This is a genomic window from Pseudomonas mucidolens (assembly GCF_900106045.1).
GTDB lineage: Bacteria > Pseudomonadota > Gammaproteobacteria > Pseudomonadales > Pseudomonadaceae > Aquipseudomonas > Aquipseudomonas mucidolens.
On sequence record NZ_LT629802.1, the window covers coordinates 2,988,011 to 3,007,614 of the forward strand.

Below are 19,604 nucleotides of genomic sequence, written 5' to 3' on the forward strand. Positions count from 1 at the left end.
TTCAGATGTCATGTAATCAGGCACAATGAAAATCAAACGGGTTCAGAGTTTTTCCAGGGCCATGTTCAGTGCCAATACATTGACTACAGCGGGCCCCACCAACGGGCTGTCGATATGCTCATCCAACAACCGCTGCAAGGTCGCTACCGGTACATTCCGTGCCGCCGCCACCCGCGCCAGTTGATAGGCAATCGCCTGCGGTGGCAAGTGCGGATCGAGACCGCTGCCGGAAGTCGTCAACAATGCCAGCGGTACCGGGCCCTGATCTGGAACCTGGAGCTTACCGGCGTCGTCGAAGATCCGCGTCGCCAGCGCCGGGTTGCTTGGGCCCAGGTTGCTGGCGGTGCTGGAGACCGTCGCAAAAGCCCCCGCAGACGGCCGTGGGTGGAACCAACCATCACCGGTAAAGTCCTGGGCAATCAGGCTGGACCCACGCACCTTGCCGCCGGCATCGCGTACAAGACTGCCATTGGCCTGATCAGGAAAGGCCATCTGGGCGATCCCGGTGACCACCAAAGGGTACGCCACGCCAGTGATCAGGGTCATCAACACCAGCAGGCTCAAGGCCGGGCGGATCAGCTTGGTCATCATCAAATCCTCATGGGAAACACGTCATTGAGTACCGCAGCCAACAACTGCGGTACCGCTTCAAACCAGGTGCAATGCCGTCAACAGCATGTCGATCAGCTTGATCCCCACGAACGGCACCACAAGCCCGCCCACGCCATAGATCAACAGGTTGCGCCGCAGCAACGCCGCAGCGCTCGCCGCCTGCACCCGTACACCGCGCAGTGCCAACGGGATCAGCACCACGATGATCAGGGCGTTGAACACAATGGCCGAGAGAATTGCGCTCTGCGGACTGCTCAAGTGCATCACGTTGAGCACACCCAATTGTGGGTAGATCGAGGCGAACAGCGCCGGCAGGATGGCGAAGTACTTGGCCACGTCATTCGCGATGGAGAACGTGGTCAGCGCACCGCGGGTCACCAGCAATTCCTTGCCGACCTGCACCACGTCCAGCAGCTTGGTGGGGTCGCTGTCGAGGTCGACCATGTTCGCCGCCTCGCGGGCCGCTTGCGTGCCATCATTCATGGCCATGCCGACATCCGCCTGGGCCAGCGCCGGCGCATCGTTGGCGCCGTCGCCGCACATGGCCACCAGACGCCCGTCGTTTTGTTCAAGGCGAATGCGCGCCAGCTTCTTCTCGGGCGTGGCTTCGGCCAGCACATCATCAACCCCGGCTTCGGCAGCGATGGCGGCGGCGGTCAACGGGTTGTCGCCGGTCACCATCACCGTGCGGATCCCCAGTTTGCGCAGCTCGGCGAAACGCTCGCGAATGCCGGGCTTGACCACGTCCTTGAGGTGAATCGCGCCAAGCAGCTTGCCGTCGGCACATACCAGCAAGGGCGTGCCGCCGCTCTGGGCGATTTTGTCGATTTCCCTGGACAGCGCGGGCAACACCTCCTGACGCTGCAAGCCAATAAAGCTCAGCAACGAGTCGACGGCGCCTTTACGGAAGACGCGTCCCTGGTAATCGACGCCGGACAAGCGTGTCTCAGCACTGAACGGCACCCCCGTCAGTTCCCCGGCGGACGGTTCGGTTTGCGGGTGCATTGCGCGCAGGTACTCGACAATGGATTTGCCTTCGGCGGTGTCATCCGCCAAAGACGCCAGCAGCGCCCCTTCGACCAGCTCGTTGATGCTGACACCCGGCGCCGCATGCACCGCCGCGCAACGGCGGTTACCGAAAGTGATGGTGCCGGTCTTGTCCAGCAGCAACACATGCACATCGCCCGCGGCTTCCACCGCACGGCCGGACTTGGCGATCACATTGAGGCGCACCAGGCGATCCATGCCGGCGATACCGATGGCCGACAACAGGCCGCCGATAGTGGTAGGAATCAGCGTCACCAGCAACGCCACCAGAAACACCAGCGGCAGGCTGCCATTGGCGAAGTAAGCGAACGGCTGCAAGGTCACGACCACCAGCAGGAAGATCAAGGTCAGGCCGATCAGCAGGATATCCAGCGCCACTTCATTGGGCGTCTTCTGACGCTTGGCGCCTTCTACCAGCGCGATCATGCGGTCCAGGGTCGATTCGCCGGGGTTGGCGGTGATGCGGATCAGCAGCCAGTCGGACACCAACCGAGTATTGCCAGTGACAGCCGAGCGGTCGCCGCCCGATTCACGAATCACCGGTGCGGATTCCCCAGTGATCGCCGCTTCGTTGACGGCGGCGATGCCTTCAATGACTTCGCCATCACCGGGGATCATTTCCCCGGCCTCGACCCGCACCACATCGTCTTTGTGCAAGCTCGAGGCCGGCACCACCGTGAAGCTGCCGTCCGCCTCCCGGCGGCGCGCACTGAGGCCCTCGCTGCCCGCCTTGAGGCTGTCGGCGCGGGCTTTGCCACGGCCCTCGGCCAGGGCTTCGGCGAAGTTGGCGAACAGCACCGTGAACCACAGCCACACAGCGATTTGCACGGCGATAAAGGTGGGCACAGCGGTGTCGGGTATCAGGCACAGGAGCGTGGTGAGGATCGCGGTCAACTCCACCACCAGCATCACGGGGGAGCGTTTCAACTGGCGCGGGTCCAGCTTGACGAACGCCTGGACCAGCGCCGCACGCCACAGGGCTGAGATCGCGGTTTTGGCAGGCTCGCGGGTTTTGCCCGGTGCGGCATTTTTTGCAGGCATATTCATGTTCATATCCCTTTTCAGAAGCCCATGCTCAGGTGTTCAGCAATCGGTCCCAGCGCCAGCGTCGGCAGGAAAGTCAGGCCGCCCACCAGCAAAATGGTCATGGTCAACAGGGTCACGAACAGCGGGCCATGGGTCGGAAAGCTGTTCTGGCTGACCGGTGCGCTCTTCTTCAGCGCCAGGCTGCCGGCCAGGGCCAGTACTGGGAAGATGTAGCCAAAACGACCGATCAACATGCCCAGGCCTTGCATCAAGTTGTGAAAAGGCGTGTTGGCACCAAAGCCACCGAATGCCGAACCGTTGTTGGCGCCCGCCGAGGTGTAGGCGTAGAGCAACTGGCTGAAACCGTGAGGGCCTGGATTACTGATTGCCGCAGCCGGGCCAGGCAAGCTGGCGGCGATAGCGCTGAGCACCAGCACGGCCACCGGCATGACCAGCAGTGTCACCACCAGCAATTGCACTTCCCTGGCCTGGAGCTTCTTGCCGAGATATTCCGGTGTGCGACCGATCATCAGGCCGGCAAGAAACACCGCGATCAGCACATTGAGCAACATGCCGTACATCCCGGCACCAACGCCGCCGAAGATCACTTCGCCGACCATCATGTTGACCAACGCCACCATCCCACTGAGGGGACTGAGGCTGTCCTGCATACCGTTGACCGAACCGTTGGACGCCGCCGTAGTGGTCACCGACCACAGCACGGTGCCGGTGGTGCCGAAGCGTGACTCCTTGCCTTCGAGCGGGGCGGTCTGTTCGACGGCGGGGTTATTCAAGGTCGGGTTGGGCTGGTATTCGGACCACTGCGACACCGCGCCGCCGATCAGGAACAGCGCGAACATGCAGCCAAGAATCGCCCGGCTCTGACGCAGGTCTTTGACGTAATGGCCAAACGTGAACACCAGGGCGACCGGGATCAGGATGATCGCCGACACCTCAAACAGGTTGGACCAGGCCGTCGGGTCCTCGAACGGATGCGCCGAGTTGACGCCAAAGAAGCCCCCGCCGTTGGTGCCCAGTTGCTTGATGGCAATCTGGCTGGCCGCTGGCCCCAAAGGAATCAACTGGTCCACGCCCTGCATCGTCAGCGCATCAACGTAGTGGGCGAAGGTTTGAGGAACGCCCTGCCAGACCAGAAACAACGCCAGCACCAGACACAGTGGCAACAGTCCATAAAGCGTGGCGCGGGTCATGTCGACCCAAAAGTTGCCCAGGGTGTTTGCCGATTTGCGAGCAATCCCACGGCATAACGCTACAAGGACGGCCAAGCCGGTCGCCGCACTGACAAAGTTCTGCACGCCAAGGCCGACCATCTGGCTGAAGTAGCTCAGGGACGCCTCGCCGCTGTAGGACTGCCAGTTGGTATTGGTGATGAAACTGACGGCAGTGTTGAACGCCTGCGTCCACTCCATGCCCTGCAGTTGCTGCGGATTGAGGGGCAAATAGCCCTGCAGCAGTAGGATCGCGAACAGCAGCACAAAGCCTGAAAGGTTGAACGCGAGCAAGGCCAGGGCATACTTCTGCCAGCTTTGCTCTTGTTGCGCATCAACCCCCGACAGGCGCAGACACACGCGCTCAACCGGCCCGAGCACAGGCGTCAGCCAGGTGCGCTGACCTTCCATCACCTTGTAGTAGAAGCGTCCCAGAAAAGGCGCCGGAACCAGCACTGCGACAAAGAAGGCGAGGATCAGCCAATAGTCATAACTGTGCATAGCCGCTCCTAGTTCCGATCTGCGCGTAGCAGCGCGACCAGCAGATAAATGAACAGCGCCACGGCCAATAGCAGTGACACTCCGTCCAGAATGCTCATGGAAGTTTCTCCGTCGTACGGCGACTGCCGCGTGTAGGAGGATTGTCCACAGGAGTGGTGTAAAGGAACGAGAGCGAGGGCATGGCAGGGGCGTAAAAACGCCGTAAAGAACGGGCCTTTACCGATTTTTTGTAGGAGCGGAGCGCCTGATACCGCTTTTGTGGCGCGGGGGCTTGCCACAGGTAATGCCGTTCAGTTAAGCGAATAGCATCCATGGTAGGAGCGAGCTTGCTCGCGAAAAACGTCAACGATAACGCGTGTTTCCTGAATAAACGCGGCGCCTATAAGTTCTTCGCGAGCAAGCTCGCTCCTACAAATAGCCTTAACTGAACGGCATTACCTAGCCACAGGAAATTTTCAGCTTTAACTGAACGGCATTGCCCCAAACCCGGCGCACCGTAACCCGGTCGTATCGAGCAGCTTTCATTGACTCCCACCCGGCTGCGCACGCGCCCGCCGATGCAATCTCGAGCGGGCTCTGAGCCTGTGGGGCGTAACCGGCCTACAATGGAACGACTGAGGAAACTCGTCACTCAAAGCTGATAGTGCTGCGGGAAATCCTCCCCCCAGCAGTCGGCCTCAAGGAGAACCCTATGCCCTGGTATGCCTGGTTGATCATGGCTGTCGCCATCGGCTCGATCGTCGGTGGTTTGATGATGCTGCGCGACAGCGCCAACAAAGTGGAACTGACCGATGAACAACGCAAGCGCGTCGCTGAACGCAACGCGCAAGCAGACGCCAAGGATGCACAAGATCGCTGATGGGATGTCTATTCCCAATCCGCTTTCGCGATATGCAGCCCGTGCTGCCCGTTGTAGGCAGCACGCTCTGGCGGACTCCAGCCCTCCAGCAAGGTGTCCTCCAACCGATAAATTTCCACCCCCAACGGCCGGCAGACGCTGAGAGGATCCTGCGCGTCAGGCCCCCACATCGCCAGCGACAAATCGCCCCCCGGACAAGTCGACAACGCGCACAGCACATCAATCTCGGCGAAAAATTCCAGGTAATCACCTTGCTGCGCCGGACAGGCCTTCATGAAATACATGTCATCGTGATTCAAGCCGGTGCACTGGAAGATGTTCAGCACATCGTGCACATCAAACTCCGTCAACCCGTGTGGCAGCACCGCACGGGTCAGATTCGAATGGCAATGATGGTGGAAATCCTCACCGGTAAGCATCTTGTTCACATAAGGATCGCAACGAGTCCCCAATAGATCATGCAAACGCCCACCGTGCTCATCGATGCCATAGGCAGCCAGGCTGTCATCGGTAATCGTCAACAGCGGTCGCAAAAACGGCAGGTTTGACCACAACCGATCATGGGTCGTGACATGCGCGCCCTGCAGTTGCCGAGTACGCGCCGCCCACAGACGCTCACGGGGATCATTGGCGTTCCACACATTGAAGTCACCCACCTGCGGGCCAACCGGTGTGGTTACCCGGAACACATGACCGGCCGGCACCTTCCAGGCACGCCCCGTCCTGATCGGTACTTCAAACTGCTCAATCAGTGTGCGCTGATCAACCTCACCGCGAATCCGCTCGTAGAACGCCTTGTCAACCTGCAACGCCGAGCCTTTGCTGACCTGATAAGCCGCGGGATAGTCTTTGTACATGGTGCAATGCTCCATTAACGGTGGGCGAACAGCGTATGAGCCGAGGGCCGGCGAAGGACGAAGTGCTACTCATCGACACGTCACGAGGACTCAACATTCATTTCGGTAGGCCTAATCACTATTCATGCCAACCAGCAAAGAAGCCGGCGTAGACCCTAATGCTCTTGTAGGAGCGAGCTTGCTCGCGAAAAATGCAAAGGCACCGCGTTTACTCAGACAGCACGCGTTACCGTTGACGACTTTCGCGAGCAAGCTCGCTCCTACATCGGCATTAGGCGTAGCCCGCTTTTTGTAAAGAGGCAGGAACCCGTACCAAACCATGGTTAATATGGCGTGATGTTTCGGAGGGTGCCTCTATGCGTTATTCGCAGGATCACAAAGCTCAAACCCACCAGCGCATCATTAAAGAAGCCTCCGTTCGATTTCGTCGCGACGGCATCGGCGCCACCGGCCTGCAACCGCTGATGAAAGCCCTGGACCTGACCCATGGCGGGTTCTACGCACACTTCAAATCCAAGGACGAACTGGTGGAAAAGGCCCTGCAAGCCGCTGCCGCCGAACTCGACACGCACTGCGCAATGCTGTTCAGCCAGGAACAGCCACTGCACGCGTTCATCGACAGCTACCTGTCCGAATGGCACCGAACCTCACCGGACCAGGGTTGCCCATTGCCGACCATGTCCTGGGAAATTGCGCAGCGAGGGCGACCAAGCCCGACCACCGACACCGTGCTAGGCACCAGGCTCCAGCAAATAGAAGCGACGTTGCATAGTCCAAATGCCGGCGAGCAAAGCCTGATCATGATGTCGACCCTGGTGGGGGCATTGGTGCTCGCGAGGAGCGTCGAGAACCCCGAGTTGGCGACGCGGATTCTAGAAGTGGTGAGTGAGCAGTTGAAAACAGTGGGCGAAAAAGGCCGGGTAAACCCTAATGCCGATCAGTTAAGCGAATGAAGCGCCTTGGTAGAGGCTCTTCACCGTTTACTGAGCCGCATTGCGAGGAATAACCGGCCTTACGCTTATTTGACGTCCAGACGATCGCGATTCTTTTCCAGAAGCGATTTACCGATCCCCTTCACCTCCAGCAGCTCATCCACCACCGTGAACGAACCATTGGACTCGCGATAAGCGATGATTGCCTTCGCTTTCGCAGCACCAATGCCGAGCAGATCACGACGCAGGGTTTCAACGTCTGCCGCGTTGAGGTTCACCTTCGCAGTGGATTGCTCGGCCTTGATCATCTGGGCGGCCATCGACGATGGCGCCTCGGGTTTTGCGGAAGGGGCGGCTGTGACGGCGAGGGACACGCTGGTGAGTACGGCAAGGACCAGCGAGGAAAAGCAGGATTTACGCATTAGAGACGCTCCATGACATCAGTAAGAAAAGCAGCTTTTCCGAAGCTGCTTTTCAAACTTAGGTGATGCGCGGAGTTAGTCAAAAATGGGTGAGTTACAGGGTGTGAACTCAGGGCTCCAGCCGGCGTTGCTGGTAGATCCAGTCGACGATTTCTCCGTCCGGCGCATAACCACTGACAGTGTCGCGCAGCAGTTGGCGGACGCGGTTGTAGTCGTCCTGCTCGACGGCTGCGAGCAGTTCGGTCAGTTTGTCCTTGAGCATATCCCACGCCAGATGATCTTCGTTGGCACTCATGATCATCGGGTGCTGGGTAGCGACCACGTTGTCGCCGATCAGCAACTCTTCGTAAAGCTTTTCGCCAGGACGCAAGCCGGTGAATTCGATAGATATATCGCCGTGGGGGTTTTTCTCGGAGCGAACACTGAAGCCCGACAGGTGGACCATCTTCTCCGCCAGCTCGACAATCCTCACCGGCTCGCCCATGTCCAGCACGAACACGTCTCCGCCCTGCCCCATCGAGCCCGCCTGAATCACTAACTGCGCCGCCTCGGGAATCGTCATGAAATAACGCGTGATCTTCGGATGCGTGACCGTCAGGGGCCCACCGGACTTGATTTGCTTGTGGAAAAGCGGAATCACCGAGCCAGACGAGCCCAGTACATTGCCGAAACGCACCATGGTGAACCGGGTTTTGTTAACCCTCGACACATTCGAACTGTCACCGAACAGCACCGGCGCGAGTTCATGGCTCAAAGCCTGCAACGTCAATTCGGCAAGACGCTTGGTGCTGCCCATCACATTAGTCGGACGTACAGCCTTATCCGTGGAGATCAATACAAAATTGGCCACGCCCGAGCGCAAAGCCGCTTGAGCGGTGCATAACGTACCGATCACGTTGTTCAACACGCCCTCGGCAATGTTGTGCTCGACCATTGGAACATGCTTGTAAGCGGCAGCGTGGTAGACCGTGTCTACGCGCCAAGCCTTCATCACATCCTGCAACTTGGTCTCATTGCGCACAGAACCCAAAATCGGCACCAGTTTTACCGATAGCGACTCGCGGGAAATGCGCTGTTCAAGCTCGGAGAGAATGCTATAGAGGTTGAATTCGCTGTGATCGAACAGCAGTAAGGTCGTTGGACGCAGTGCCAGAATCTGCCGGCACAGCTCAGAACCGATAGAACCACCTGCCCCAGTAACCAGGACACTCTGTTGCTTGATGCAATGTTCCAGCAAGTCCCCTTGCGCAGGCACCGCATCCCGCCCCAACAGGTCAGCGATATCGACCTCCTGAATGTCGTCCACCTTGACCCGCCCACTGGCAAGATCCATGAAGCCGGGAACGCTGCGGACGTGCAGTGGAAAACCTTCCAGGAAACCCAGAATCTCACGACGCCGGGCCCGATTGGACGAGGGAATCGCCAACAGGATTTCCTGCGCCCCCGTGAGATCAATCATTCGTTGAATATGCTTGGGCTTGTACACATGCAAACCGGCAATTACACGGTCGGAGATACTCGGGTCATCGTCGATAAACGCCACGGGACGCATCAGACGCCCCATGCGCAACGCCGCCACCAACTGGTTACCCGCTGCGCCAGCGCCATAAATCGCTACACGCGGCAGGCCATCATCGTGATTGGCGAACGGAACATGCTGCGTAGCATTGAACCAATCCCCAAGAAAATACTGGCGCATCGCCAAACGTAAACCGCCCACCATAATCAGGCTCAACCACCAATAGTTGAAAATGATCGAGCGCGGAACAACGCTTTGATGGTTACTGTACCAATAGACGACGATACCCAGAATCAACGACGAAAGACTGACCGCCTTGATAATTGCAATCAACGCGTCGTTGCCGAAATAGCGCATGACCGCGCGGTACATGCCAAAGCGGATGAACAACGGAATGGCGACAATCGGCGCAGCCACGAACAGCCAGAGATGGCCGCGAAATGGGTTGATCATGTCGTCAATGCCCAGACGCACGACAAAGGCCAGCCACAGGGCGGCCCACACGACAAAAATGTCCGTCACTACCTGGAGCAGTCTTTTCTTGCGGCGGGGCAAGCCCACCAAGAACGTCCGTAACTTGTCCATAACGCCTTCGGCCACCGAATGCCTCTCCTCTAATTGATTATCAGCGTCCATTCTACGTCTCTCGTCGCGTCATGGTTTACAAAAAACGTCAGCTTGGATTCTGAGCCGTTTCATCAACACGTTCCAGCCCGCCTGCATTGAACTTAAACGCGAGAAAAATTAGCGGTAGATAGGCAAGAATCAGTCCAAAACTCCCATCCAGTTCCAACAATACTACGCATAGCGCGACAGGCAATAGCCAGAAAAGGTTGATGGCTACCACCGCCAAGGTCACAGGCAAATGTTTGCCAAAACGTCGAGAAGCGAACTGATAAGCGTGGCTGCGATGTGCTTCATATACTTTTTCGCCTCGCACCAACCGACGAATCAGCGTGGCCGTGGCGTCGACAATGAAGACCCCCAGCAAGATCAACCAAGCCCAGAACAGCTGAGAGGAGGCCCATGCGGCCTGAATGGAGATAACGCCCAGCGTGACACCTAAAAAACCGCTACCTGCGTCGCCCATGAAAATTTTAGCGGGCGGAAAATTCCAGCACAAAAAACCGCCTACGGCCATAGACAACAAGAGGGGCATCCAGATCAACCCGGTAAAACCACTTAACCAGTAAATTAGACAGACTCCCAAGCAAGAAGATATAGCTTCCACACTGGCAAGTCCGTCGATACCGTCCATAAAGTTATAGAGATTCAGCATCCATACCAAGTAGAACGCGGCGAGAATGCCTCCGGCCCAAGCGAGATTATATGTCACGCCAAAAAACTGAATCGCAGGGAATCCTTCCAACCAAAATAACGCCCAGCCGCCTGCGGTAAAATGGCCCAGTAAACGCCAGCGTGCCGCGATATGTCCGTGATCGTCCATAAAGCCAATAAGGGCGATCAAACCGCCAGCGCCACCCACTGCTATTAGAACGTCCAACGGAACGAGCTGGCCCCATCCCAAAAGCGGTAATGTCAGTAAAAAAGACAATACAATCGCTACCCCTCCTCCGCGTGGAGTCGGTAATGAATGGGAGCTTCGAGCATTGGGAATATCAATAATGCTACGAAGAAGCGCGTAACGCCGCAAACCAGCAGTTAATGCAAATGATAAAAGGACAACAATAGGAATCAGCCACAAAAAAATCATTGTTTTTTGCTTTCCATATAAACTTCTGCGACGACTTTCAGAGCATTATCCATTGAAACCGGAGGTGCCCACTGAAGTAAAGACCGGGTTTTATTGATATCTACCTGTAGAGAGCCGCAGAGTCTCTGGGCAAGTGATCCCTTTCCCAAAAGCGTTGCTGCGCTACTCAATACCCTACTCGGCACCGGTAACAAACGGGCGGGGCGTCCCAATGCTTTCGCCATACGACGCAATAGTTCAGAAGTCGAAACATCCTCACCGTCACTGACCAAGAAGGTTTGATTGGCTGCGGCTGGGTGATCGATGGTTGTAAACAAAAGGTCTACAAGATTATCCAGCGCAACAATGCTGCGCTGATTGTGTATCGAACCAAAAGGAAGTGGAACGCCCTTGTCTAGCCATCGCATCATGCTCAGGAAATTAGCCTTCACTCCCGGACCATAGACCAAAACCGGTCGAATAATCACTACTTCCATCCCTGTCCGAGCAGCGATATCTCGCAATCCCTGCTCCGCTTCCCATTTGGAAATACCATAAGGATCAAGCGGGGCCGGAACATCATCGGCGGCGTAGGGCTGACCTGGCTGGGTACCTTCGCCGTTGACTTTGATCGAGCTGATAAAAACAAACCGCTTAACCCCCGTCTCCGCCGCATGTCTGGCAAGGTTGAGGGTGCCCTCGACATTAACTTTGCGAAATTCATTCAATGGGTCAATCGACTGTTCGTTCATTACATGAACTCGAGCGGCGCAATGCACAACCACGGACTGCCCGAGGAGCGATGGCGCCCAATCGTGAGTTGCTAGCTCGTCGAAAATCACTGATTCGGCGCCTTGAACCAACGGCAAATTTGCATGGCGCAACGCCGCACGCACTTGATGACCTGCCGACAAAAACCGCTCTGCTGCGGCGCAACCAACAAACCCTGTTATCCCGGTAAGAAACACATTCATTTAGACTGACTTCCTGCCAACAACACAATATTTTGCGCCAAGCCCTGCATGATGTGGGTCCGGGCAAACTGCTCGACAAAGTCGTTCCGAGGGCGAGTCGCCATGCTCAGGGATGCGAAACCTTCAACAGCTTCCTCGACGTTACAAGGGCTGAAAACTGCAGCATTGGAAACATGCTGGCGAATAAACTCAGCCGAGTAACCCGCCACACCCGCCCAGATCGGCTTACCCAACGCAGCGTACTCAAAAAGCTTGGAAGGCAATACCTTGCGAAAAGCATCGTAGTCGTTCAGATGAAGAAATAGCACATCCGCCGCTTGATAAGCCGCGATAAGCTCATCACGGCGAACAGGCGGGGCTAACGTGACATTACGACAGCCGCTGGCCTCAATCGCGCTTTTCAATTGGGATCGACGCCCACCGTCACCGATACAAAGAAACTTCAAGCGCCCCTCGAAACGTTGAGCGAGCTGCGGGACTATCGTATGAAGCCCCTGCCCTTCGCCCATGTTTCCCGCATACAACACAGTCAATTCCCCTGATTCGCTCAGTTGCTCCTCCTGCGGTTGAGCGTCAAGAAACTCCTCGTCAATACCGTTAGTGAAGACTACAAACTCACCTCGCGGATACCGGCTCTGGAAGTATGGCAAAAACCCTGCTGAAACGACGTTAATGCGGGTAGCCGCACCAATGGTCATACGCTCAATTATGGAGAACGCTGGCTTAATCAACCAAGTCACTTTACTGGGCAATACATCCTTGATGGTATCGACGAAAATATCCCGTATATCTAGATACAAGGGGCATCTCGCGCGTTTTGCGACCAAGGCACCCAGTGACGCAGTCATCAGACGCGACGATGTTGCATATACCACGTCATATCGCTGGCTGCGAGTGAGTTTCAGAACCTCCTTGAGGTAGCCGAAAAATGCCCGCGATTGATCAACCATGCCACTGTTATGGTCACGCAGTTGTATACGCCGAATCGTCAACCGTGGGTGTTCTTCGAGCAGCGGCGCCTCAAGTGAGAAGCTGCTGTAGCGGTTGGGTTGGGTGGTAATAACCTCAACACTGGCATTTTCTGGAAGGACGTTAAGCAGTGCTTTTACCAGCGCAGTGGTACGGAACGAGCCTGCCGACAGGTCGGGTTGGTAGTAAAAACTCAGCAGCAATACTCTCAAAATCAACTCCAACGGATGTGCGTGGTCAGTGAGCAACTACTGAAAACGGCTTCAATGCACTGATTAGTTACTGAACAACCAAATTCGGGATGCCAGGTTGATCCAACAATCCTTACCTGGTCGGCCCCTTGCATCGATACGACGACTTTTTTTCCTTCACCCATGTCGGCAACAAAACCGTTGGCCTCCGGAAGGAAGGTGACATCTGGGTGGATATAAATACGCGAAACTGCCACAGACTGATTGCAGGTCAACTGATCAACCACCTCTAGTCCATCGTCAGCAAAAGTCCAGGTACGTTGGTGACGGGGGGAACCCTGCAGTCGTCGATAACCATCGTGACTTGCCTGAATGCAGATGAATTTTTCCGCCAGATCAAATCGCTCGATACTCGGCCTTGCACGCCTAGCGACGCGAAACCCTGCCCAGACCTCAGAGGAGTTCTGCCCGGCGACTTCAACTGTACTATGGGCACCAGTGCTACGTTGACGCTGGCGTTCAGGTCCTTCTCCATATTGCGACGTGCCGGAGTTGACCACTAATCGCTGCCCGAAAACACTTAGTTCAAAGCTCAACGTATCGGCGTGTGCATGGCCTGGCTGATAGTCAGGGCCGACCTGAGCCAGATCGAGTATCGCCTTGACACCCGCAGAGGGCGTAACGACAGCGTAGCCGGTCGCAGTATTAAGAAAGGCGGAAGGTAGTACATCGCCAGCGGCGTCTGGTATACCTAGCAGCGCTGCATAGCCTTGGATATGTTCAAAATCAGGGGCAATGCCGAACGCAGCATCATTAAAAAAGCTAATTTTTCCATCCAGATGCAACATACTGCGCAACCATGCCATGCCTCGCGCGACAACAGGTTCCCAGACCGGCAAACGCTTCATCAGGGCTGGTAATTGTGCACGCCGAGCCAAATTAACCAAATCGCACATATCCCATAAAAGCGTCGCGTGATACATAGGCGACAGCTCAAAATGGCCACCATCTTGTAAAAACTGCTCTCTGACTTCCTCATCAAGTATCTGTAACCCCTTGGCGAGCCAAGCGTCTGCCTGGACACCCGACAGATAGGTGCCGGCGAATACCAGAGCCTTGCCATTGGCAAACAGATGGTTACCCAATATGTGGTATTCCACCTGCTGCGCAAGAGCATCCGTTTGGCTGGCCAGACTGCCTAACATAACGTCGGCCCGAGAGTCGCTGCGAGAATGCCATTTCACCAAGTTGACGATACGCAACGAAAGCGGATAAGGCTCCCAACCATTACCGACAACTGGGGGATTGGCATGACTCCAGTTCTGGATCAAGGTATCGGCCAGACCCGGAGTTTTATCAATATCAATGGCGTTCAGGTCGTCGAGATAATGCAAGTTGTAAAGCCAAAGCTTACTGTGCTGCCCCGAGTGCCAATCGGCTGCGTCGCGCACCCCCCCCCGGACTCCAAGGAAGGTGAATCCAACGCCGTCGTCAGTCGATAGTCTACTCCACGCCGGAGCATCCCAACGCTCGACCCAGCTACGAGCCGTAATGTCGCGGAACTGTCCGAGGCCCACCCGAACAAAACGGTAGTACAGTCGATACGCCACCTGCCGGAAGGTGAGGTATCGGACGGTATGAACCAGTCGACTGATTTTTTGAAGTGACATTCCGCCGATCAACCCTGCTGGTTACGCAACATGGCAGCCACTTCTACCGATACTCGAGCAACCTCGATGATTTCTTCATAAGGGATGACCGGCTGGGTACCACGCTCAATGGCTTGCAAAAAGGCGCTTGCACACTGTCGCTGCCCTTTGTCCTGCTTCCACAGATTGAACTTACTGAAACCCGGCCAGCCGAAACCTTTCAACTTACGGAAGTTGTCAAGTTGCAGCACTCGGCCAGCAGCGAACACTTCAACCCGCTCTTTGGGGAAGCTGCCAGCGCCATTTGCCAAGTACAAAATCGTCCCGAATGAGCCGTCTTCAAATCCCAGCGTAATTGACGCTTTATCCTCACAGACCTCTACTGCCGGAGAGTCACCCATCCGTCGCGCCTGAATGGAAACGATAGGGCTGCCCACCAGATAGCGCATCAAGTCGATGAAGTGACAGGCCTCACCGATGATCCGACCACCGCCGACCGTAATGTCCTGGGTCCAATGACTGGATGGAATGGCCCCCGCATTCATGGTCATGATGAAGGTTTTTGGCTCTTTGACAGCTTCCAGCAAACTCTTCATCTTCTGCACCTGGGGTGCAAAGCGGCGATTGAAACCCACCATCAACTGTGGCCCCTTGCCTTGCAGGTGAGCGGTTTGATAGGCGGCCTTCACCTCCTCCAATTCGCCCTCTGTAATTGCCAGCGGTTTCTCGACAAATACGTGCTTGCCTGCCAGCAACGCCTTGGCGACAAACCGCGCATGACTGTCATGGCGTGTCACAATGGCAATGGTATTGATCGACGAGTCCGCCAGCATTGCATCCATATCGGTCGAGGCTTGAGCAAAACCGGATTTCGCCCCATGAATGACGCTATTGATGCCACCCGCAGTAACGATCGTATGGAACTGCGCGCCTGCGGCCTTAAAGGCAGGAATCAGGACGCGAGAGGCATAATTGCCAGCACCAATGAACCCCATGACCGGACGTTGTGCGTCAAAAGTCGCGGACGTTGAAAGCGGCACCTGCCGCACGGCACGCTCGGCGACCGGCGAGGTGTACAGCAACAGCATACCGAGGCCTGACTTGTCTTGGGTCAGGGCTTCATATGCGTCTGGAGCGTCCTCAAAGGCAAAGCGATGGGTGATCAGCGTCTTGACTTCCAATTGGCCACTGTCAAGCATGTCCAGGACCGCTTCAAAATTCCGTTGTTCAGTCCAGCGCACGAAGCCCACAGGGTAATCCTGTCCCTTTTCTTCATACTCGGGATCGTAACGCCCTGGACCATAGGAACAGGAAACCTGGAAGCTCAATTCCTTCTCGTAGAAATCGGCGCGGTTGAGCTCCAGTCCAGTTACGCCCACTAAAATGATCCGTCCACGCTTGCGACTCATCCGCGCAGCCTGGGTTACCGGGTCATTGGATTTGGTCGACGCGGTGATGATCACGCCATCGACGCCTTGGCCGCGACTGAAGGCCAGGCCTGCGGCCACGGGGTCTTCGCCCTTCCCAGGGTTGCAAATCTGCGCACCGTACTGACGAGCCAGTTCGAGTTTCGCCTCATCAAAGTCAATTGCCAGCACACGGCAGCCGTGTGCCCGCAACAACTGCACGGTGAGCAGCCCGATCAGACCAACACCGGTGACCACAAAGGCTTCGCCCAGCGTCGGTTGTGCCAATCGAATGCCCTGCAAGCCAATGCTGGCCACTACGACGAATGCCGCGGACTCATCATCGACGCTGTCAGGGATGCGCGCGCACAGATTTTTCGCTACTTTAACCACATCGGCGTGAGGACCGTTTGAAACAACACGATCACCGGTCTTGAGCCCTTGCACACCAGCACCAACCTCGCCCACCACGCCTACATTGCAGTACCCGAGAGGAAGTGGCTGAGCCAGCTTGGATTGTACGGCCTCAATCGTCGTCATCAGACCATCGGTGTTGACCTTCTCCAGCACCATCCTGACCTTTTCAGGCTGTTGGCGTGCCTTATCCAGATAGGATGCCTTGCCGAAGCCCACCAGCATCCGCTCGGTACCGGCAGAGATCAGAGACACGGTAGTGTTGATCACCACATGTTCACGGGAGACTTGCGGCGCGGGGGCTACTGTTACGGTTGTGCCGCCCTTGGCCATATCTTGAAGAATCTGCTTCATACCACCCTCAACGCAAAAATATTATTTACAATCCACGCAATACACTTCGGTAGCAAGATCATTCACCTTGTTGCCGACTGAATAGGCAAACAGGGTGTTATCACGGGCGATCCCGTGGGGGAACTGAACGGCACCAAACTGGAAGAGCCGATAAGGTAAAAAGTCCTTATCTTTGGAAAACAAAATCCGAGGGGACAAATTTGCTTTGCTCACCACTACTACATCGGATTTGTTCTCGATTATTCCAGGGCCAGGCCGACGATCCAGAAGCGCCATAAAGGGGTTACCCTTTTGATCCGAAGGCTCAGTAGCTGTCGAGAATACAAAGTAGTCATGCAACTCGCAGCCATAGATACACGAACCATTGATATCTAAAAGCGGCTCAGACACCCATTTTCCGTCACGTTGGACCAGCAATCTGATGGTGTTCCGAGTAATTTGCGTGTCCGTCGCATAAAGCAGGCCCTGTTCTATAGGAAACGCGATACAAGCGCGATGGGCCTGATCCCCCCTTAGAATGGGTTCTACTTGGGCGAAACCTTCTTTGACCATCCAAATACTGGCCGAGTGCTCAAAATCACCTGCCAACAGCCAGATACAGCCACGCTTAGGGTCCGGCACCAGACCATGAATGTGATTGATTTCACCCGTGGCAAAGGAATAGGCCACGGTCCACCCAGCATCTTCACCACGCTTATAAACGTGGACCGGATCGCGCTGTCGGTTGCCAAAATACTCGCCGAAGTAGATACCGTCCTCAAAACCCGGAACGCCCTCGATAACGGAAAAGCTCAGCGGTCCACGACCTACCCTGAACGAAAACTCACAACGTAACTGCCCCTGCTCGGGACAATAGCTGTAAAGCTTGGCACCATAAGAAAAAAAATACAGGCCCTGAAAAAAAGCCCCTGTTCCGAAGCCCAGTCGTGCCAGACGAAACGTCCAGCGGGATGCCGCCAGCAAGCGTCTTTTACTCGACTCAGGCACAGTAACCAAGCGCTCAAGGACACCGTCTTCAGTGCGTCGATACAACGTATTGGCCTTCCCCAGCACCAGACGTCCCGCGTCATCCAGAAATAAAGGTTTCAACCTGGGCAATACATATTCCGGCTTCATGAGCCCACCCAGAAATAGGGATAACCGGAGTGATTTCTTGCATCAAGAAACGCAATCAGCGCCTTGGCCGAAAGGACCTCGACAACCACTCCGTCGATAACCGCGGTTTTCAGCAAACCGGCTGCCAGCAAGTCCTTACACAGCGTCCGTTCACCAAAATGCAACGCGCCCCAACGAGGTGCGCGCTCACGCAGCACGCGGGACTCCTCGAAGTCGCCATCCTTAATGAGAAAATGCTTCTCGACATACCAATCACTGACCGGCCATTCTGCATCCTTCACATCCTCAGCCACATGGATCATTGTGAGACTATGCGTCAGGTCAGTCCCCAGGCCCACGATCAGTGCATCATGTTCGACGCAACGGCTCCAGGAAGAGTTCACGCCACAAGCCAGGGGTGAATTTCCCGTCAGATTACCGTCCATCAGTACCTCGGCAAGCTTGCCTGAGGCCACCATCGTATTGATCGGATGACGACTACGTACCGAACCGGCACGCTTATGCAACGCACCAGGCAAAACGCCGGTCTTTATCCGCGACTTCTGCACGTTGTAGACGTAGACCTTGTCATCGGGCTTGGTCGACAGGTACTCCTCCACCGAACGCGAATTGCTGAACATAGGCATCGCCGGCATTGCCAGCGTACCGCTGGCACCGACTACCCCTAGCAAAAACTCGACCATTTCATCAGGCCCGGACACCCGCCCTTTAAAAGGTGCAAATGCGGAGTGCACTACCATCAAGGAACCCGCACGAGCACCGCAGTCTTTGAGATAACGATCTAATGCAAGGTAATCGAAAGGTTTGGTCTGCTCTGTCTCGGTAGGGCGCTTCTTCTTGGCGCTTTTCTTTACCTTGCCGGCCAGACGTTGAACGTTGCGCCAATACACACGCCGGCCGAGCATTTCGATATGCGGCGACAGAGCAAAAATCTTCTTAACCAATCCTGTATTTGCCATGATGCTAGGACCTGTTCCTTAAAAAATGCGTATAGAAGTAGTCGTATGACTTCTTGTGCTCCGCACAGATGAAGTCCAACTTCACCTGTGAGGTCGAGGCGTGTTCCTTGTCAAAAACCCGCACTCCTGGGACATGTTCAATGCTCAAGCCATGCCTGCGCAACTGTTCGGCAACAAAGCCTTCTTCCCCAAACAGAAAACGTGGGTAAGCGACGTCGGCGCCCTTGGCAAAGTAACGCCGGGTGAAAATCATGAACGAACCATGGGCACCATACATAGGTGACTCCACCGCAGCGGCCGTCGGGGTCGCGCTTGTAAGGCCGCGATCACGTCGTTGCTCACGGGAACGTGCCAACTCACGCATACGTACCAGCTTGTGGTACCAACGAAATAGCACAATGTTAGAGCAAACCATCCGCATGAAGTTGATCTTACGTGCCGTCGGGCGGCTCATCATCTTCGGATTCAAGTCCCGGCCATCCTTATCGGAAAAAATGCCGGGGGCTATCAAACCGGTTTCGTTGCCCAATGGATGCGCCAAGAGAGTCTGAAAAAAATCCTCGGCAACCACCAGATCAACGTTGCAAACCACCACGAAGTCATAGCTCTCAACCCCTTGAGGCTGACTCGCCAATGCTTTATTAAATGCTGGAAAATAGCCGACATTTTCGTTTTTCAGATGTTTGAATGAGTAAGCGTAGTCACTGGAGGAAAAGTCCTTAATCGGTGAAATGGTTGAATTGTCCGCAAGGACTACATCCAACACCAGACCTGGACAGGCCCGATAAGCCAGATCGACAGACGCCAGAAAACGACCTGCGTCTTCGTAGGCGTTATAACAAACAGGAACCAAGAGAATTTTCACTTCAGACCTC

Annotated in this window: 17 protein-coding genes; 2 read left to right on the forward strand and 15 right to left on the reverse strand. The window is 55.8% G+C overall.

Annotation, left to right across the window (positions count from 1 at the left end; translation table 11 throughout):
* Positions 1-42 precede the first annotated feature (42 nt).
* Genes kdpC through kdpF form a run of 4 tightly spaced genes read right to left on the reverse strand, consistent with a single transcriptional unit; the run spans position 43 to position 4,513 of the window.
* Complete coding sequence (gene kdpC, locus BLU75_RS13775; RefSeq protein ID WP_084378270.1) at positions 43-588, reverse strand: potassium-transporting ATPase subunit KdpC; 546 nt, start codon at positions 586-588, stop codon at positions 43-45.
* 60 nt (positions 589-648) lie between these two features.
* The gene (gene kdpB / locus BLU75_RS13780) at positions 649-2,712 is read right to left on the reverse strand and encodes a potassium-transporting ATPase subunit KdpB (protein WP_084378156.1); all 2,064 of its coding nucleotides are present in this window, start codon (positions 2,710-2,712) and stop codon (positions 649-651) included.
* 8 nt (positions 2,713-2,720) lie between these two features.
* Positions 2,721-4,415, reverse strand: coding sequence for a potassium-transporting ATPase subunit KdpA (gene kdpA / locus BLU75_RS13785; protein WP_084378155.1), 1,695 nt, complete (start codon positions 4,413-4,415; stop codon positions 2,721-2,723).
* Between the two features lie 8 nt (positions 4,416-4,423).
* Positions 4,424-4,513, reverse strand: a complete 90-nt coding sequence (gene kdpF, locus BLU75_RS13790) for a K(+)-transporting ATPase subunit F (RefSeq protein ID WP_017128001.1) — start codon at positions 4,511-4,513, stop codon at positions 4,424-4,426.
* A gap of 593 nt (positions 4,514-5,106) precedes the next feature.
* On the opposite strand from kdpF, the gene BLU75_RS13795 reads away from it, so the two are divergent.
* Complete coding sequence (locus BLU75_RS13795) at positions 5,107-5,274, forward strand: DUF2897 family protein (protein WP_084378154.1); 168 nt, start codon at positions 5,107-5,109, stop codon at positions 5,272-5,274.
* A gap of 8 nt (positions 5,275-5,282) precedes the next feature.
* Here the strand turns inward: BLU75_RS13795 and BLU75_RS13800 are convergent, their stop codons facing one another.
* Positions 5,283-6,131 (reverse strand): urea carboxylase-associated family protein, encoded by an 849-nt coding sequence (locus BLU75_RS13800; protein ID WP_084378153.1) that lies wholly within the window; start codon positions 6,129-6,131, stop codon positions 5,283-5,285.
* Positions 6,132-6,487: 356 nt separating this feature from the next.
* Here BLU75_RS13800 and BLU75_RS13805 point away from each other — a divergent pair, with 356 nt between their 5' ends.
* Entirely contained in the window at positions 6,488-7,084 is a 597-nt protein-coding gene (locus BLU75_RS13805) for a TetR/AcrR family transcriptional regulator (protein WP_084378152.1), read from the forward strand.
* Positions 7,085-7,149: 65 nt separating this feature from the next.
* Here BLU75_RS13805 and BLU75_RS13810 read toward each other — a convergent pair whose 3' ends face one another.
* The 10 genes from BLU75_RS13810 to BLU75_RS13855 all read right to left on the reverse strand — a co-directional run bounded on the left by BLU75_RS13810 (position 7,150) and on the right by BLU75_RS13855 (position 19,594).
* On the reverse strand, positions 7,150-7,485 hold the full coding sequence (locus BLU75_RS13810) for a ComEA family DNA-binding protein (RefSeq protein ID WP_084378151.1): 336 nt from the start codon (positions 7,483-7,485) through the stop codon (positions 7,150-7,152).
* A 109-nt stretch (positions 7,486-7,594) separates the two neighbouring features.
* Positions 7,595-9,589, reverse strand: a complete 1,995-nt coding sequence (locus tag BLU75_RS13815; protein WP_084378269.1) for a polysaccharide biosynthesis protein — start codon at positions 9,587-9,589, stop codon at positions 7,595-7,597.
* A gap of 88 nt (positions 9,590-9,677) precedes the next feature.
* A complete protein-coding gene (locus BLU75_RS13820) occupies positions 9,678-10,718 on the reverse strand; it encodes an MraY family glycosyltransferase (protein ID WP_084378150.1) in 1,041 nt (346 codons plus the stop codon).
* Positions 10,715-11,671, reverse strand: a complete 957-nt coding sequence (locus BLU75_RS13825; protein WP_084378149.1) for a UDP-glucose 4-epimerase family protein — start codon at positions 11,669-11,671, stop codon at positions 10,715-10,717. The genes BLU75_RS13820 and BLU75_RS13825 overlap by 4 nt, the downstream gene beginning before the upstream one ends.
* Entirely contained in the window at positions 11,668-12,858 is a 1,191-nt protein-coding gene (locus tag BLU75_RS13830; protein WP_331717140.1) for a glycosyltransferase family 4 protein, read from the reverse strand. Before BLU75_RS13830 ends, BLU75_RS13825 begins: the two co-directional genes overlap by 4 nt.
* Positions 12,855-14,225, reverse strand: a complete 1,371-nt coding sequence (locus tag BLU75_RS13835) for a heparinase II/III family protein (RefSeq protein WP_331717133.1) — start codon at positions 14,223-14,225, stop codon at positions 12,855-12,857. Before BLU75_RS13835 ends, BLU75_RS13830 begins: the two co-directional genes overlap by 4 nt.
* Positions 14,226-14,509: 284 nt before the next feature.
* Positions 14,510-16,654, reverse strand: coding sequence for a bi-domain-containing oxidoreductase (locus tag BLU75_RS13840; protein WP_084378146.1), 2,145 nt, complete (start codon positions 16,652-16,654; stop codon positions 14,510-14,512).
* 21 nt (positions 16,655-16,675) lie between these two features.
* Positions 16,676-17,770 (reverse strand): hypothetical protein, encoded by a 1,095-nt coding sequence (locus tag BLU75_RS13845; RefSeq protein WP_084378145.1) that lies wholly within the window; start codon positions 17,768-17,770, stop codon positions 16,676-16,678.
* Positions 17,767-18,729, reverse strand: a complete 963-nt coding sequence (locus tag BLU75_RS13850) for an AAC(3) family N-acetyltransferase (RefSeq protein ID WP_084378144.1) — start codon at positions 18,727-18,729, stop codon at positions 17,767-17,769. The genes BLU75_RS13845 and BLU75_RS13850 overlap by 4 nt, the downstream gene beginning before the upstream one ends.
* Positions 18,730-18,733: 4 nt before the next feature.
* Positions 18,734-19,594, reverse strand: a complete 861-nt coding sequence (locus tag BLU75_RS13855) for a glycosyltransferase family 2 protein (protein WP_084378143.1) — start codon at positions 19,592-19,594, stop codon at positions 18,734-18,736.
* Positions 19,595-19,604 lie beyond the last annotated feature (10 nt).